Raw genomic sequence first — 14061 nt, 5'->3', positions numbered from 1 at the left:
GCTGGCGGCTCGGTGGCCCGTGGTCGTGGCGCTTTCAGGCTCTGCCGCCGCCGCCGTAGACTGTTCGGGTGACTCCCGAAGAACTCTCCTCAGCAGTGACCCATGTGCTCTCCGAGGCCGTCGAGGCCGGTGAGCTGACCGTCGAGATCCCTGAGACGATCATCATCGAGCGACCCAAGAGCCGAGGCCACGGCGACTGGGCCTCCACCGTGGCTCTGCAGCTGGCCAAGAAGGCGGGCATGGCACCTCGGCAGCTTGCCGAGCTGCTCGCCGCTCGGCTGCGCGAAGCCGAGGGCATCGCGGCGGTGGAGATCGCCGGACCTGGCTTCATCAACATCACCCTCGACGCCGCGGCGGCCGGTCAGCTGGCGCGCACGATCGTGGAGACCGGGGAGACCTTCGGGCACAACGAGGCGCTGGCCGGACACACCATCAACATGGAGTTCGTCTCAGCGAACCCCACCGGGCCCCTGCACCTGGGCCACACCCGATGGGCGGCCTTGGGAGACGCGCTCGCCCGCCTGCTGCGTGCCTCCGGCGCCGAGGTCACCAGCGAGTACTACATCAACGACGCCGGCAACCAGATGAACGTCTTCGCGGCCTCGGTGCTGGCGCGTCTCCACGGGGAAGCCGTCCCCGAGGGCGGCTACCCGGGGGAGTACACTCAGGAGCTGGCCCAGGAGGCCCTCGCGGCGCGCGCCGACCTGGTGGACCTGCCGCGGGAGGAGGCCCTGCCCATCGTCCGAGAGCTCGCCTACCAGGCGCAGTTCGGGCAGATCAAGGACACCCTTGCGGAGTTCGGCGTGCACTTCGACGTCTACTTCTCCGAGCAGTCCCTCCACGATGACGGCAAAGTGGCCGCAGCGGTGGAGACGCTGCGCGGCCAGGGCCATATCGAGGACCGCGACGGCGCCGTCTGGCTGCGCACCACCGACTTCGGCGATGACAAGGATCGCGTGCTGTTCAAGGCCGACGGTGAGCCGACCTACTTCGCCGCCGACGCCGCCTACTACCTCTCGAAGCGGGAGCGCGGCTTCGAGGAGAAGATCTACCTGCTCGGGGCGGACCACCATGGCTACGTGGTCCGGCTCAAGGCCATCGCCGCCTGTGCCGGGGACGACCCCGACCGCAACATCGAGATCCTCATCGGCCAGCTGATGAGCGTCAAGGGAGCCAAGCTCTCCAAGCGCGCCGGAAACATCATCGAGCTGGCCGACCTGATCACCTGGCTGGGGGCCGATGCTCTGCGCTACACGCTGGCCCGCTTCCCCGCGGACTCGCCGATCGACATCGACCCGGAGCTGCTGCGGTCGAAGACCAACGACAACCCGGTCTTCTATGTCCAGTACGCCCATGCCCGCGCCTGCGCCGCCGCGCGCAACGCCGTCGAGGCGGGCGTGGACCGCACCGGTTTCGACGCCGCGCTGCTCTCCCACACCGCGGAGGAGGAGCTGCTGGCCCACCTCGGGAAGTTCCCCTCCGTCGTCGCCCGTGCCGCCGAGATGCGCGAGCCCCACAGAGTGGCCCGCCACCTCGAGTCGATCGCGGCGGCCTACCACTCCTGGTACGCCACCTGTCGCATGGTGCCCCGCGCCGGCGAGGAGATCACTGACACCAACCGCACCCGACTCTGGCTCAACGATGCCACCGCCCAGGTGCTGCGCAACGGTCTCGCCCTGCTCGGCGTCTCCGCCCCGGAGAGGATGTGAGCCCGATGGCCGAGGCGATCACCGCACCACATCCGCTGGCCCCCGAATGGCTGCGCCCGCTCACCGACTCGGCCGCACTGGAGCGGCAGCTGCTGCCGGCAGACGCCCACCGCGACCCCGAAGGGCGCCTGGTGCTCGGCGGTGTCGACGTCGTCAGTCTCGCCGCGCAGCACGGCACCCCGCTCTATGTCATCAGCGAAGCCGACTTCCGCGCTCGTGCCCGGGCCTTCCGGCGCGCCTTCGCGGAGGCCTTCGCTCCGGAGGCGGAGGTCGACGTCTTCTACGCCGGCAAGGCCTTCCTGAGCACCCACGTCGCCCGCTGGGCCGCAGAGGAAGGGTTGTGCGTGGACACCGCCTCCGGCGGCGAGCTCGCCCTTGCGCTGGCCGGCGGGGTCGAGCCCTCCCGGATCGGGCTGCACGGCAACAACAAGTCCGACGCGGAGATCGGCCGGGCTCTGGAGGCAGGCATCGGGCGCATCATCGCCGATTCCCTCGACGAGCTGGAGCGCATCGAGCAGCTGGCGGCGGCCGCCGGGGTCGCCGCTCCCGTGATGCTGCGGCTGACCCCCGGGGTGCACGCTTCGACCCATGAGTACATCGCCACCGCGCACGAGGACCAGAAGTTCGGGCTCTCCCTGACCCCGGCCTCGATCGAGGATGCGGGGCGGACCACCGGCGGGAATCCCTTCGCCGGGTCCCCTGCCTGGACCGCGGTGGAGCGGGCGCTGGCGGCCGAGCACATCGAGCTGCGCGGGCTGCACTGTCACATCGGGTCGCAGATCTTCGAGCCCGAGGGCTTCGAAGTCGCCGCAGCCAAGCTCATCGGCCTGCTCGGGCAGGTCCGGGAGGTCCACGGAACGGAGCTCCCTGAGCTGGACCTCGGTGGAGGGCACGGCATCGCCTACACCGAGGCGGATGCTCCGCGTCAGCCGCAGGAGATCGCACAGGCTCTGGCCGGGGCGGTCCGAAGCGCCAGCGCGAAGGCGGGCATCGCGATCCCGCGGATCTCCATCGAGCCCGGCCGAGCCCTCGTCGGACCCGCCGGGGTGACCCTCTATCGAGTCGGCGTGCAGAAGGACGTGCAGGTCGACGGGCCGGCGGGTGAGACCCTGTCACGCCGCTACGTCGCCGTCGACGGAGGGATGAGCGACAACGCCCGCGGCGTCCTCTACGACGCTGACTACTCAGCGGTGCTCGCCGGTCGACAGGTGACCGGGGAGCATGTCCTGTCTCGCATAGTGGGCAAACACTGCGAATCCGGAGACATCGTCGTCCGCGACGTATACTTGCCGACGACGACGGCGCGGGACGACCTCATCGCGGTCCCCGCGACCGGTGCCTACTGCCATTCGCTTTCGAGCAACTACAACTGCTTGACCCGGCCCGCAGTCGTCGCGGTGAAGGACGGGGCCTCTCAGGTGCTCATCCGCCGCGAGACCGAGGAGCAGATGCTCGGCCGCGACACCGGCTACCTGCCGGGAGGCTGAGAGCCGTCCGCAGGTGTGTGCCTGCGCCGACCATCCCGCGGGGCGCTCGAGACGATGGCAGCCCTGACGACCTGACCACGACCGCACACAGAACGGGGTGACCATGGCCAGCGCCGCAGAACCGCTGACGATCGGACTGCTCGGAGCAGGGAGCGTCGGTGCCCAGGTGGCACGGACTCTCGTGGAGGAGCGTGACCTCATCAGCGCCCGGGTCGGTGCGCCGGTCCGGCTGATCGGTGTCGCCGTGCGCGACGTCGAGGCCCCCCGTGACTGGCGGATCCCCGGTGAGCTGCTCACCACGGATGCCGAGTCCCTGGTGGACCAGGCCGACCTGGTCATCGAGCTGCTCGGAGGGCTGGAGCCGGCGGGCGCGCTGATCGATCGTGCGCTGCGCCGGGGCGCGGGCGTCGTGACCGGCAACAAGGCGCTTCTCGCCGTCCGTGGCGGGGAGCTCGCTGCGACCGCCGCCGAGACCGGCGCGCCGCTCCACTTCGAGGCCTCCGTGGGTGGCGCCATCCCGATCCTGCGGCCGATCCAGGAGTCCCTCTCCGGTGACCGCATCACCAAGGTGATGGGCATCGTCAACGGCACCACGAACTACATCCTCGACCAGATGGACACCACCGGTGCGGCCTTCGAGGACGCGCTCTCCGAGGCCCAGCGCCTGGGCTACGCGGAGGCGGACCCGACGGCCGACGTCGAGGGGCACGACGCGGCCGCCAAGGCGGCGATCCTGGGCGCCCTGGCCTTCCACGCGCCGTTCACCATCGATGACGTCCATTGCGAGGGCATCACCGCGGTGACCGGCGCCGACATCGAAGCGGCCGCGGCGTCCGGCTATGTGATCAAGCTGCTGGCCATCGCGGAGAAGTTCGACGGAGAGGGCGCGGTGCTGCGTGTGCACCCGACGCTGCTTCCCCGGACCCATCCGTTGGCCAGCGTGCGCGGGGCCTTCAACGCCGTCTTCGTGGTCGCGGAGAACGCCGGTGAGCTTATGTTCTACGGCCAGGGCGCCGGCGGGGTGCCCACCTCCTCGGCCGTGCTGGGCGATCTCGTCTCTGCCGCACGCCTACTGCGCCAGGGCACGACGGTGCTGGAGCCCTCGGAACCGGCGGAGATCGTGCCGGCGCTGCCGATCGAGAAGGCCCGCACCCAGTACTACATCGACATGGAGGTGGCCGACGAGGAGGGCGTGATCGCTGAGATCGCCCGCGTCTTCGCCGACCACCACGTCTCCATCGAAGCGATGCGGCAGCCAGGGATCGTCTCCGTGGACGGTGAGGTCGACACCGACCACGACAACGGCGCCGTGCTGCAGGTGGTCACCCACCCCGCCCAGGAGAAGTCCCTGGCGGAGACGGTCGCCACCCTCAAGGCCCTCGAGGTCGTGCGCGCCGTCACCTCGGTGCTGCGCGTGGAGATCGAACAGTAGCCTCGACGGGCGGGCCTTCGAGACAGGCCCGCCCGCCCATCGTCAGATCCGCAGGAACAGGAGAGCAACGCCGTGGCGCACCAGTGGCGCGGAGTGATCCGCGAATACGCCGACCGTCTCCCGGTCGACGACGACACCCGCATCATCAGCCTGGGGGAAGGTGGAACGCCTCTGGTGCACGCCCCGGCGCTCTCCGAGCTCATCGATGGTGAGGTCCACCTCAAAGTGGAGGGTATGAATCCCACCGGCTCCTTCAAGGACCGTGGGATGACCATGGCCATCACTGCCGCGGTGGCTCAGGGGGCCAAGGCCGTGGTCTGCGCTTCCACGGGGAACACCTCCGCCTCCGCCGCGGCCTACGCCACCCAGGCGGGGCTGACCTGCGCGGTGCTGGTCCCAGCAGGGAAGATCGCCATGGGCAAGCTCAGCCAGGCCGTGGCCCACGGTGCCGAGCTGATCCAGATCGACGGGAACTTCGACGGCTGCCTCGACGTCGCCCGCAAACTTGCCGAGGCCTATCCGGTCTTTCTGGTCAACTCTGTGAACCCCGCCCGCATCGAGGGGCAGAAGACCGGTGCCTTCGAAGTGGTCGACGCACTCGGCGACGCTCCGGACCTGCACCTCCTGCCCGTCGGCAACGCCGGCAACATCACCGCGTATTGGAAGGGGTACCAGGAGTACGCGACCTCCTGGAGCAACCCGCACCACGGAGAGGGGGCCGAGCCGCTGGCCCCTCAGGCCACCCGGACCCCGATCATGTGGGGCTTCCAGGCCGCCGGAGCGGCCCCGATCGTCGAAGGCCACCCGATCACCGAGCCGGACACCGTCGCCACCGCGATCCGCATCGGCAACCCGGCCTCCTGGGAGCAGGCCGAGGCCGCCCGTGAAGGGTCCGGCGGCGTCATCGAAGCGGTCACCGACGAGGAAATCCTCGCGGCACACCGCTGGCTGTCCTCCAAGGAGGGTGTCTTCGTCGAGCCCGCCTCGGCCGCCGGCGTGGCGGGGCTGATCCGCAAGCACGCAGCCGGTGAGGTGCGGGCCGGGTCGAAGGTCGTCATCACGGTGACCGGGCACGGTCTCAAGGATCCCGACTGGGCCCTGAAGAACGCCGACGGCAGTGACATCAGTCCCACGCGCCTCCCGCAGGACGTGGAGACCGTCGCACGCCAGCTGGGACTGTGAGCGCGACCGGCGGCCACGTGCAGGAGCTCGCGGAGCCGCTGGAGGAGACGTTCTCCTTCCGGCTGCGGGTGCCCGCCACGTCGGCGAACCTCGGTCCCGGCTATGACTGCATGGGCATGGCACTGCAGCTGTACGACGTCATCGACGTGGTCGCCTCGCCGTGCCAGGACCCTGCGCAGCCGCGGATCTCAGTGACCGTGGAGGGAGAGGGCGCATCCACCCTGCCTCGCGACGTGTCCCACCTGGTCGTTTCGCTGGTCGGGCAGATCCTGGCTCGGAAGGGGTACCGGCTCCCTGACCTCCAGGTCAGTGCCCGGAACCAGATCCCCCACAGCCGAGGCCTGGGGTCATCCGCTGCCGCCGTCGCCTCTGCCGTCGTCGTCGCCGACGCGCTGCTGCCGGTGGGGCTCTCCGAGGAGGAGAAGCTGCAGATCGGTGCGCGTGTCGAGGGGCACCCGGACAACTACGTGCCCGCACTGCGTGGGGGAGTGGCCCTGTCCTGGCAGGAGGGGGAGCTCTTCCGCACCACCCCGCTGATCCCGCACGAACGGCTGCGCCCCGTGCTGGCCGTGCCTGACTTCGAGCAGTCCACCGCGGAGGCTCGTGGGGTGCTGCCCGAGACCGTCCCCCATGCGGTGGCGGCGGCCAACTCGGCGCGCACCGGGCTGCTGGTCCACGCCTTGACCACCGCGCCCGAGCTGCTGCTCGCCGCCACGGAGGACCGCCTCCATCAGGAGCAGCGGCGCGCCGCCTTCGCCCCGTCGATGGCCCTGGTCGACTCGCTGCGGGCCGCGGGGCACGCCGCAATGATCTCAGGCGCGGGTCCCTCGGTGCTGGTGCTCGCCGACGGCGAGTCGTCGGCCCGTGAGGCCCAGGCGCACATCGACGCACATGAGGGGATCGCGAGCGACACGTGGCGTCCCGCGATCCTTCCGATCAGCCGCACAGGTGCTACAGTGGAGGGGTACCCGCGGTGATCGCCGCGGTGTGCTCAACGGCAGCAGCCCATGCGACCAATGGTCGGATGAGGTTCTCCCGTGGACAGCACTCCGCACAGTTCTCAGGACGACATCACAGTTCCTGCGGATGATCGCCGTACTTCTTCTGCGCGAGTCGCTTTCTTCTCTGTGCGCACCATGTCCAGCCTCCGGGCTTCGACCCGGAACAGGACGCGCCTTGCGATGTCGGCATGACGTTCCGGAGCCATCAGAGAGAATCTCTCCCGACTGTGGACGCGTGGAAGTGGACGAACAGGCCGACGGCCATCTGAGGAGCCGTTGAAGACACGATGCAGGACGACGACGTCGGACCGCGTCAACCGCGCAGATCACCTCTGCACCGAGACGCCCCGCGCCGCCCCTGCCTGACGAGGGGGAAGGAATCCTTCGTGACAGACACCACCACTGAGACCGCTCAGGCTCAGGGAGCCGAGTCCACCGAGACGAGCGGCTCGACACAGACCGCCGTGACAGCCGAGACTTCGGCCCCGGCGGAGAAGAAGACCACCCAGAGGAGGGCCTCCGCCGCGAAGAAGACGGAGAAGGCCGAGGGCACCGAGACCGAGGGTGCCGACGGCAAGGCTGCCGGGCTCGCGGGACTGAAGCTCGCCCAGCTGCAGGCGCTCGCCCAGCAGCTCGGCATCACGGGAAGCTCCCGGATGCGCAAGTCTGCCCTGGTCGAGGCGATCTCCGCCCACCAGCGCGGCGGGGCCGTCGCGGACCGCGAGGAGCGTGCCAAGAAGGATTCCGCCAAGGACTCCAGCAAGGACAGCCCGAAGGACTCCGCCAAGGGGTCGAAGGGCCCGAAGGGCTCGGATCAGGCGGAGAAGCCGGCCGAGCAGGATGCCGACTCCGGCCGCGACGACCGTGCAGACACCGGTGACAAGGACCGCGACAGGTCCTCGGAGAAGTCGCAGGGCAAGGATCAGGGCAGGGACCAGGACGCCCGCCAGGACAACCGCCAGGGGGGCGGCGAGTCCTCCAAGCAGGATCAGCAGCGCGGCCGTGGCCGTCGTGGCCGCGGTGAGGACCAGCCCCAGAGGGGCGAGCAGCGCGAGGGTCAGAAGGGCGACCAGCGTGGAGGCCAGAAGGACGGTCAGCGCTCCGGCCAGAAGGGCCAGAACGAAGGCCGCGGCGGCCGTGACGGTGGCCGTGACAGCCGCGATGGCGGTCGTGACAGCCGTGATGGTGGTCGTGACAGCCGCGACAGCCGCGATGGTGGTCGTGACGGCAACCGTGATGGTGGTCGTGATGGCAACCGTGATGGTGGTCGCGACGGCGAGGGCGGGCGCCGCAACCGGCGGAACCGCAACCGCAATGAGCGCGGCAACCGTCGTCGGGGACGCAACGATCCTGAGGTCGACGACACCGAGTTCACCGAGGACGATGTCCTGGTGCCGGTCGCCGGCATCCTCGACGTCCTCGACAACTACGCGTTCATCCGCACCTCCGGATACCTTCCCGGGCAGAACGACGTCTATGTCTCGCTGGCGCAGGTCAAGCGCTACACGCTGCGCAAGGGTGACGCCGTCCACGGCCACATCCGCGCCCCGCGCGAGGGCGAGAACCAGAACAAGCGTCAGAAGTTCAACGCGCTGGTGAAGCTGGAGTCGGTCAACGGCCGGCCGGCCGAGTCCAACACGGACCGCGTCGACTTCTCCAAGCTGGTGCCCCTGTACCCGCAGGAGCGGCTGCGTCTGGAGGGCGACCCCAAGAAGGTCAGCCCTCGAGTCATCGATCTGCTGGCTCCCATCGGCAAGGGCCAGCGTGGTCTCATCGTCTCCCCGCCCAAGGCGGGCAAGACGATGATCCTGCAGGCGCTCGCGCAGTCGATCAAGATCAACAACCCTGAGGTCCACCTCATGATGGTGCTGGTCGACGAGCGCCCTGAAGAGGTCACGGACATGCAGCGCACCGTCGACGGCGAGGTCATCGCCTCGACCTTCGACCGGCCGGCCGATGACCACACCACCGTCGCGGAGCTCGCCATCGAGCGGGCCAAGCGACTGGTGGAGCTGGGCAAGGACGTCGTCGTGCTGCTGGACTCCATGACCCGCCTGGGCCGCGCCTACAACACCGCTGCCCCGGCCTCCGGCCGGATCCTCTCCGGTGGTGTGGACGCCAATGCTCTCTACCCGCCGAAGCGCTTCTTCGGCGCGGCACGGAACATCGAGAACGGCGGCTCGCTGACCATCCTCGCCACGGCGCTGGTGGAGACCGGATCCAAGATGGACGAGGTCATCTTCGAGGAGTTCAAGGGCACCGGCAACATGGAGCTGCGTCTCTCGCGGCACCTCGCCGACCGCCGTATCTTCCCGGCGGTGGACGTCAACGCGTCCTCCACTCGCCGCGAGGAGAACCTGCTCTCCGGCGAGGAGATCAAGATCATGTGGAAGCTGCGCCGTGTCCTCTCCGGACTGGAGCAGCAGCAGGGTCTCGAGCTGCTCATCAACAAGCTCAAGGAGACCAGCTCGAACGCGGAGTTCCTGATGCTGGCCAGCAAGACGGCGCTGGGGGACAAGAACAAGAAGGACTAGCGGCCCGACGACGACAGACGGCGCCGGGAGAGGGCGCACAGCCCTCTCCCGGCGCCGTCGTCGCATCGCCCGCCCGTCCCTCTCGTCCGGCAGAAGAAGGTCACCGTCCCCATGGCAGTCCCAGATCCCCTCATCGAGAAGCGCATGTTCGACTCGGTCGACACATTGCTGGCCGAACATGCTGAGCTTCAGGAACGCCTCGCCGACCCTGATGTCCATGCTGATCAGGCCCTCGCCCGCCGACTGGGTCGTCGTTATGCACGGCTCGGCGGCGTGGTGGAGGCCCACCGTCGGTGGTTCCAGCTCACCGAGGACCTCGAGGCGGCCCAGGAGCTCGCGGAGGAGGACGCCGACTTCGCCGCCGAGGCCATCCTGCTGCGGGAGCAGCTCGACTCCGCCGCGGAGCGTCTGCTGCGCATGCTCATCCCGCGGGATGAGAACGACGTCCGCGATGTGATCATCGAGGTCAAGGGAGGCGCCGGCGGGGACGAGGCTGCACTGTTCGCCGCGGATCTGCTGCGCATGTACACCCGGTATGCCGAGTCGAAGGGTTGGAAGACGGAGATCATCTCCTCCACGCCCTCGGACCTGGGCGGCTACAAGGATGTCCAGATGTCGATCCGGTCCGGCGCGACCGACCCCGCACTGGGCGTCTTCGCCCACCTGAAGTTCGAGGGTGGGGTGCACCGCGTCCAACGGGTCCCGGAGACGGAGTCCCAGGGGCGCATCCACACGTCCGCCGCGGGGGTCCTGGTGCTCCCGGAGGTCGAGGAGCCTGAGGAGATCGAGCTCCAGCAGAACGACCTGAAGATCGACGTCTACCGCTCGTCCGGGCCGGGCGGCCAGAGCGTGAACACCACGGACTCCGCGGTGCGCATCACTCACCTGCCCACCGGCATCGTGGTCGCCATGCAGAACGAGAAGTCGCAGCTGCAGAACAAGGACGCCGCGATGAGAGTGCTCCGGTCCCGACTGCTGGCCCACCAACAGGAACAGATCGACGCGGAGAACTCCCAGGTGCGCAGGTCCCAGGTGCGGACCATGGACCGTTCGGAGCGGATCCGCACGTACAACTACCCGGAGAATCGCGTCGCGGACCACCGCACCGGCTATAAGGCCTACAACCTCGACGCCGTCATGGACGGAGATCTGGAGGCTGTGGTGCAGTCCTGCCTCCAGCTGGACGAGCAGGAGCGGCTCGCCGCACTGGCCGAGGACTCCCGCACATGATCGGCGGGGGAGCGGAGACGCAGACTGCGCTCGATGACCTGCTGCGCGCGGCCGTGGACCGTCTCACCGCGGCCCAGGTGCCGTCGCCACGTGCGGACGCCGAGCTGCTGCTGGCCCACGTGCTGGATGAAGGCAGGGGACGGGCAGTCGCTCTGGCGCTGGTCGGTTCACCGGTCGACGAGGCCACGGCGGCTCGGTACGAATCGCTGGTCGACGAGCGCACCCGCCGTGTGCCGCTGCAGCACCTGACCGGTCTGGCACCGTTCCGCGGGCTGGAGCTGCGCGTCGGGCCGGGAGTGTTCATCCCTCGGCCCGAGACGGAGCAGGTCGCGCAGGCGGTGCTGGACCATCTGAGGTCACAGCCGACCGCGTCCCCGCGGGTGATCGATCTCGGCACCGGCTCCGGCGCGTTGGCCGCATCGATCGCCGCGGAGCACCCGTCGGCTGAGGTGCACGCCGTGGAGCTCTCGGACCAGGCGGCGGCCTGGGCGGAGGAGAACCTCACCCCGCACGGGGTGACGCTGCACCGCCGAGATCTGCGCCGCCTGCCCGAGGAATGGCAGGCGAGCTTCGACGTCGTCGTGTCCAACCCGCCCTACATCCCGCCGCACATGGTGCCCACCGAGATCGAGGTCCGGGAGCATGACCCCGGACTGGCCCTCTACGGCGGCGGGGCGGACGGTCTGGAGATGCCGCTGGCCGTGGTGGAGGCCGCCGCGTCGCTGCTGATCGACGGAGGCTGGATGATCATGGAGCACGCCGAGGCGCAGGCACGAGCGATTGCAGACCGGCTGCTGTCCGACCGGCGATTCGCGCAGGTGCGCACTCACCAGGACCTCACCGGACGGGACCGTGCCACCAGCGCCCTCCGACTGCGCCGCGCGGACCAGGACCTGGACCGCGGTCGTGGCGATGCCGCCCGACCAGACACAGCTCGAGGGCACCGCCCGTCCAGCGGCACAAGCATGGGAGAATGACGCGCGTGAGCCAGATTGTCGACTGTCATGATCTCGAAGCCCGTTCCGAGGGGATCGCCGCGGCCCGTGATGCTGTGCAGCGAGGCGAATGCGTCGTCATCCCCACCGACACCGTCTATGGGATCGGCGTGGACGCCTTCTCCCCGCAGGCGGTGAGCATCCTGCTGGCCGCCAAGGGACGGAACCGGACCATGCCACCGCCGGTGCTCATCGGACGCCAGGCTGTCATGGACGCGCTGGCTGACGAGGTGCCGGAGGCCGCACGAGTTCTCGCCGAGGCCCTCTGGCCCGGCGCGCTGACCCTCATCCTGCGGTCCCAGCCCTCACTGGCCTGGGACCTGGGGGAGACCCGTGGCACCGTGGCGCTGCGGATGCCCGCAGACGACCTCGCCCTCGACCTCCTCAACCAGACGGGGCCGATGGCGGTCTCCTCTGCCAATCGGACCGGCCTGCCGGCCGCGACCGAGGTGGCGCAGGCCCGCGAGATGCTCGGAGAGGCTGTGAGCGTCTACCTCGACGACGGTGAGCGGGACACCACACGCCCCTCGACGATCGTGGACTGCACCGTGACACCGCCGCAGGTGGTGCGTGAGGGTGCGATCAGTCTGGCCGAGCTGCAGGCGGTGGTCCCCGAGGTGCACGGTGCTCAGTCGGACACCACCTCCAGCGGCACCGAGGGCTGAAGGGCCCCCGACGTCCTCATGATCTATTTCCTCATCGTGCTCACCATCTCCGCGGTGGTGACCTATGCCGTCACGCCGCTGGTGCGCACGGTCGCGCTCACGCTGGGCGTCTACACGCCCGTCCGTGACCGGGACATGCACCGGCAGACCCTGCCCCGCTGGGGCGGGGCAGGGATGTTCCTGGGTATGGTGGTGGGTCTGGCGGCCGCGGCCGCAGTGCCGTACCTGAGCGGCATCTTCGCCGATCTCACCCCGGTGCGCGGGGTGTTCGCCGCCATGGTGCTGATCCTCATCGTGGGGATGGCCGACGACGCCTGGGACATCCACTGGTTCCTCAAACTGATCGGCCAGATCGGCGCCGGAGTTCTGCTCGTGATCCACGGCGTGCGGCTGGAAGTGATGCCGGTCGGCTGGCTGGGAGTGGGGGATGCCCCGGTCCAGGCGGCCCTGACGGTGTTCCTGGTCGTGCTGACCATCAACGCCTTCAACTTCATCGATGGTCTCGACGGGCTGGCCGCGGGGGTCGCGGCGATCGGCGGCAGCGCGTTCTTCATCTACAGCTATCTGCTGACCCTGTCGATCAATCAGTTCGACGCCTCCAACCTCGTCACCCTGCTCATGGCCGTGATGGTGGGCGCCTGCCTGGGCTTCCTGCCGCACAACTTCCATCCCGCGCGCATCATCATGGGCGACACTGGGGCGATGCTGCTGGGTCTGGTGATGGCCGCCGGTGCGGTGGCGGTGACCTCGGACGTCGGGCAGCTCTCCGAGGGCTGGCGCTTCCGCAACGTCCCTGCCTACATGCCGATCCTGCTGCCGCTGGCGGTCACGCTGCTGCCGCTCCTGGACCTGGCGCTGGCCGTCATCCGGCGCACTGCCCGCGGGGCGTCACCTTTCAGCCCGGACCGCGGACACCTGCATCACAAACTGGTCGACGGCGGATACTCCCATCCGCAGGCGGTGCTGCTCCTCTACCTGTGGTCCGCACTCTTCTCCTTCGGCGCGGTCTCCTTCAGCTTCCTGCCATGGTGGTTCGTGAGCTTGGTGATGCTGGGCACCCTGGGTGCCGCCACTGCCCTGACCCTGAGCCCCTGGTTGCGCCGCCGAGCCCGCAGGGTGAACCGACAGGCGGCGGAGCGGGCCCTGCGCGCCCGACGAGAGAGGTCTGGATGACGACGAAGCTGTTCCCGCGTGCCACCGGCTGGAGGAGGGTGCTCCTGGTCTCCCTGGCGGCGGGCGTCTCCGCGACGCTGCTCGCCGCTCTGGCCGGCCTGGCGGTCGCCGGTGCCGACGCCGCGCTCAGCGCGTCTCTCGGCGGAATGATCGTGGTCGTGTTCTCGGCGCTGAGCCTGCTGCTGGTGGACATCGCGGAGCGAGTGGTCCCCGCCCAGGCGATCACGGCTTTCATGCTGGGATTCGCGGTGAAGATCATCCTGCTGGCAGTGGTGCTGACCTCGGTGCCCGCACCGGGGTGGATCGTCCCCGGATGGACGCTCTTCCCCGCAGCCGGGGTCGTCGTGGTCTGGCAGATCGCCGAGATCACTGCCTTCATGAGGATGCGCATCGCCGTCGATCCCGAAGAGGGCTGAAGCCGTCTCCTGCGTGCTGGTTCCGGCGGAGTCGCACGAGTCCTCGGACCGAGACGGCTGTGCGGGTGAGGTCGCGAGGGGTGAGTCACAGTGACGTGGACTTCTACAGCTCGTAGTACAGTTGTACCTGGCGCGAGGGAGGTGCCGTGCGTCCCCTCGGTCTTTGATAGGCTGACTGAGGGCCGCATCACGGTGATGGATTCTGTCCAACCACCATTCCCCAGCTCATCCCCGTTC

11 protein-coding genes are annotated in these 14061 nt (G+C 69.2%); all 11 read left to right on the top strand.

The window, feature by feature from the left end:
- Positions 1 to 68: 68 nt before the first annotated feature.
- The 11 genes from argS (at position 69) to HNR09_RS00395 (ending at position 13824) form a co-directional block, all read left to right on the top strand.
- Positions 69 to 1709: an arginine--tRNA ligase gene (argS, locus tag HNR09_RS00445; protein WP_179540256.1), complete on the top strand. Its 1641-nt coding sequence runs from the start codon at positions 69 to 71 to the stop codon at positions 1707 to 1709.
- Between the two features lie 5 nt (positions 1710 to 1714).
- Positions 1715 to 3196: a diaminopimelate decarboxylase gene (gene lysA, locus HNR09_RS00440; protein WP_179540255.1), complete on the top strand. Its 1482-nt coding sequence runs from the start codon at positions 1715 to 1717 to the stop codon at positions 3194 to 3196.
- 103 nt (positions 3197 to 3299) lie between these two features.
- Positions 3300 to 4628, top strand: a complete 1329-nt coding sequence (locus HNR09_RS00435; RefSeq protein WP_179542926.1) for a homoserine dehydrogenase — start codon at positions 3300 to 3302, stop codon at positions 4626 to 4628.
- Positions 4629 to 4700: 72 nt separating this feature from the next.
- The gene (thrC, locus tag HNR09_RS00430; RefSeq protein ID WP_179540254.1) at positions 4701 to 5810 is read left to right on the top strand and encodes a threonine synthase; all 1110 of its coding nucleotides are present in this window, start codon (positions 4701 to 4703) and stop codon (positions 5808 to 5810) included.
- Positions 5807 to 6787, top strand: a complete 981-nt coding sequence (thrB, locus tag HNR09_RS00425) for a homoserine kinase (RefSeq protein WP_179540253.1) — start codon at positions 5807 to 5809, stop codon at positions 6785 to 6787. The genes thrC and thrB overlap by 4 nt, the downstream gene beginning before the upstream one ends.
- A gap of 488 nt (positions 6788 to 7275) precedes the next feature.
- Entirely contained in the window at positions 7276 to 9345 is a 2070-nt protein-coding gene (rho, locus tag HNR09_RS00420) for a transcription termination factor Rho (protein WP_425488285.1), read from the top strand.
- A gap of 144 nt (positions 9346 to 9489) precedes the next feature.
- Positions 9490 to 10575: a peptide chain release factor 1 gene (prfA, locus tag HNR09_RS00415; RefSeq protein ID WP_179542925.1), complete on the top strand. Its 1086-nt coding sequence runs from the start codon at positions 9490 to 9492 to the stop codon at positions 10573 to 10575.
- Positions 10572 to 11552 carry a peptide chain release factor N(5)-glutamine methyltransferase gene (prmC, locus tag HNR09_RS00410; RefSeq protein ID WP_179540251.1) on the top strand — a complete coding sequence of 327 codons (981 nt, stop codon included), beginning with the start codon at positions 10572 to 10574 and terminating at the stop codon, positions 11550 to 11552. Before prfA ends, prmC begins: the two co-directional genes overlap by 4 nt.
- A complete protein-coding gene (locus HNR09_RS00405) occupies positions 11549 to 12235 on the top strand; it encodes an L-threonylcarbamoyladenylate synthase (RefSeq protein ID WP_179540250.1) in 687 nt (228 codons plus the stop codon). Before prmC ends, HNR09_RS00405 begins: the two co-directional genes overlap by 4 nt.
- 18 nt (positions 12236 to 12253) lie before the next feature.
- The gene (locus HNR09_RS00400; RefSeq protein WP_179540249.1) at positions 12254 to 13408 is read left to right on the top strand and encodes an MraY family glycosyltransferase; all 1155 of its coding nucleotides are present in this window, start codon (positions 12254 to 12256) and stop codon (positions 13406 to 13408) included.
- Positions 13405 to 13824, top strand: a complete 420-nt coding sequence (locus tag HNR09_RS00395) for an ATP synthase subunit I (protein WP_179540248.1) — start codon at positions 13405 to 13407, stop codon at positions 13822 to 13824. Before HNR09_RS00400 ends, HNR09_RS00395 begins: the two co-directional genes overlap by 4 nt.
- Positions 13825 to 14061: the final 237 nt, after the last annotated feature.

It is taken from the genome of Nesterenkonia xinjiangensis (assembly GCF_013410745.1).
In the GTDB taxonomy this organism is placed as follows: Bacteria; Actinomycetota; Actinomycetes; order Actinomycetales; family Micrococcaceae; genus Nesterenkonia; species Nesterenkonia xinjiangensis.
This window is presented reverse-complemented; position numbering and strand designations above follow the sequence as displayed.

Bases quoted from the DNA above. Each gene is read 5' to 3' on its own strand.
- lysA (WP_179540255.1), top strand. From the start codon at position 1,715: ATGGCCGAGGCGATCACCGCACCACATCCGCTGGCCCCCGAATGGCTG.
- HNR09_RS00435 (WP_179542926.1), top strand. From the start codon at position 3,300: ATGGCCAGCGCCGCAGAACCGCTGACGATCGGACTGCTCGGAGCAGGG.
- prfA (WP_179542925.1), top strand. From the start codon at position 9,490: ATGTTCGACTCGGTCGACACATTGCTGGCCGAACATGCTGAGCTTCAG.
- prmC (WP_179540251.1), top strand. From the start codon at position 10,572: ATGATCGGCGGGGGAGCGGAGACGCAGACTGCGCTCGATGACCTGCTG.
- HNR09_RS00405 (WP_179540250.1), top strand. From the start codon at position 11,549: ATGACGCGCGTGAGCCAGATTGTCGACTGTCATGATCTCGAAGCCCGT.
- HNR09_RS00400 (WP_179540249.1), top strand. From the start codon at position 12,254: ATGATCTATTTCCTCATCGTGCTCACCATCTCCGCGGTGGTGACCTAT.
- HNR09_RS00395 (WP_179540248.1), top strand. From the start codon at position 13,405: ATGACGACGAAGCTGTTCCCGCGTGCCACCGGCTGGAGGAGGGTGCTC.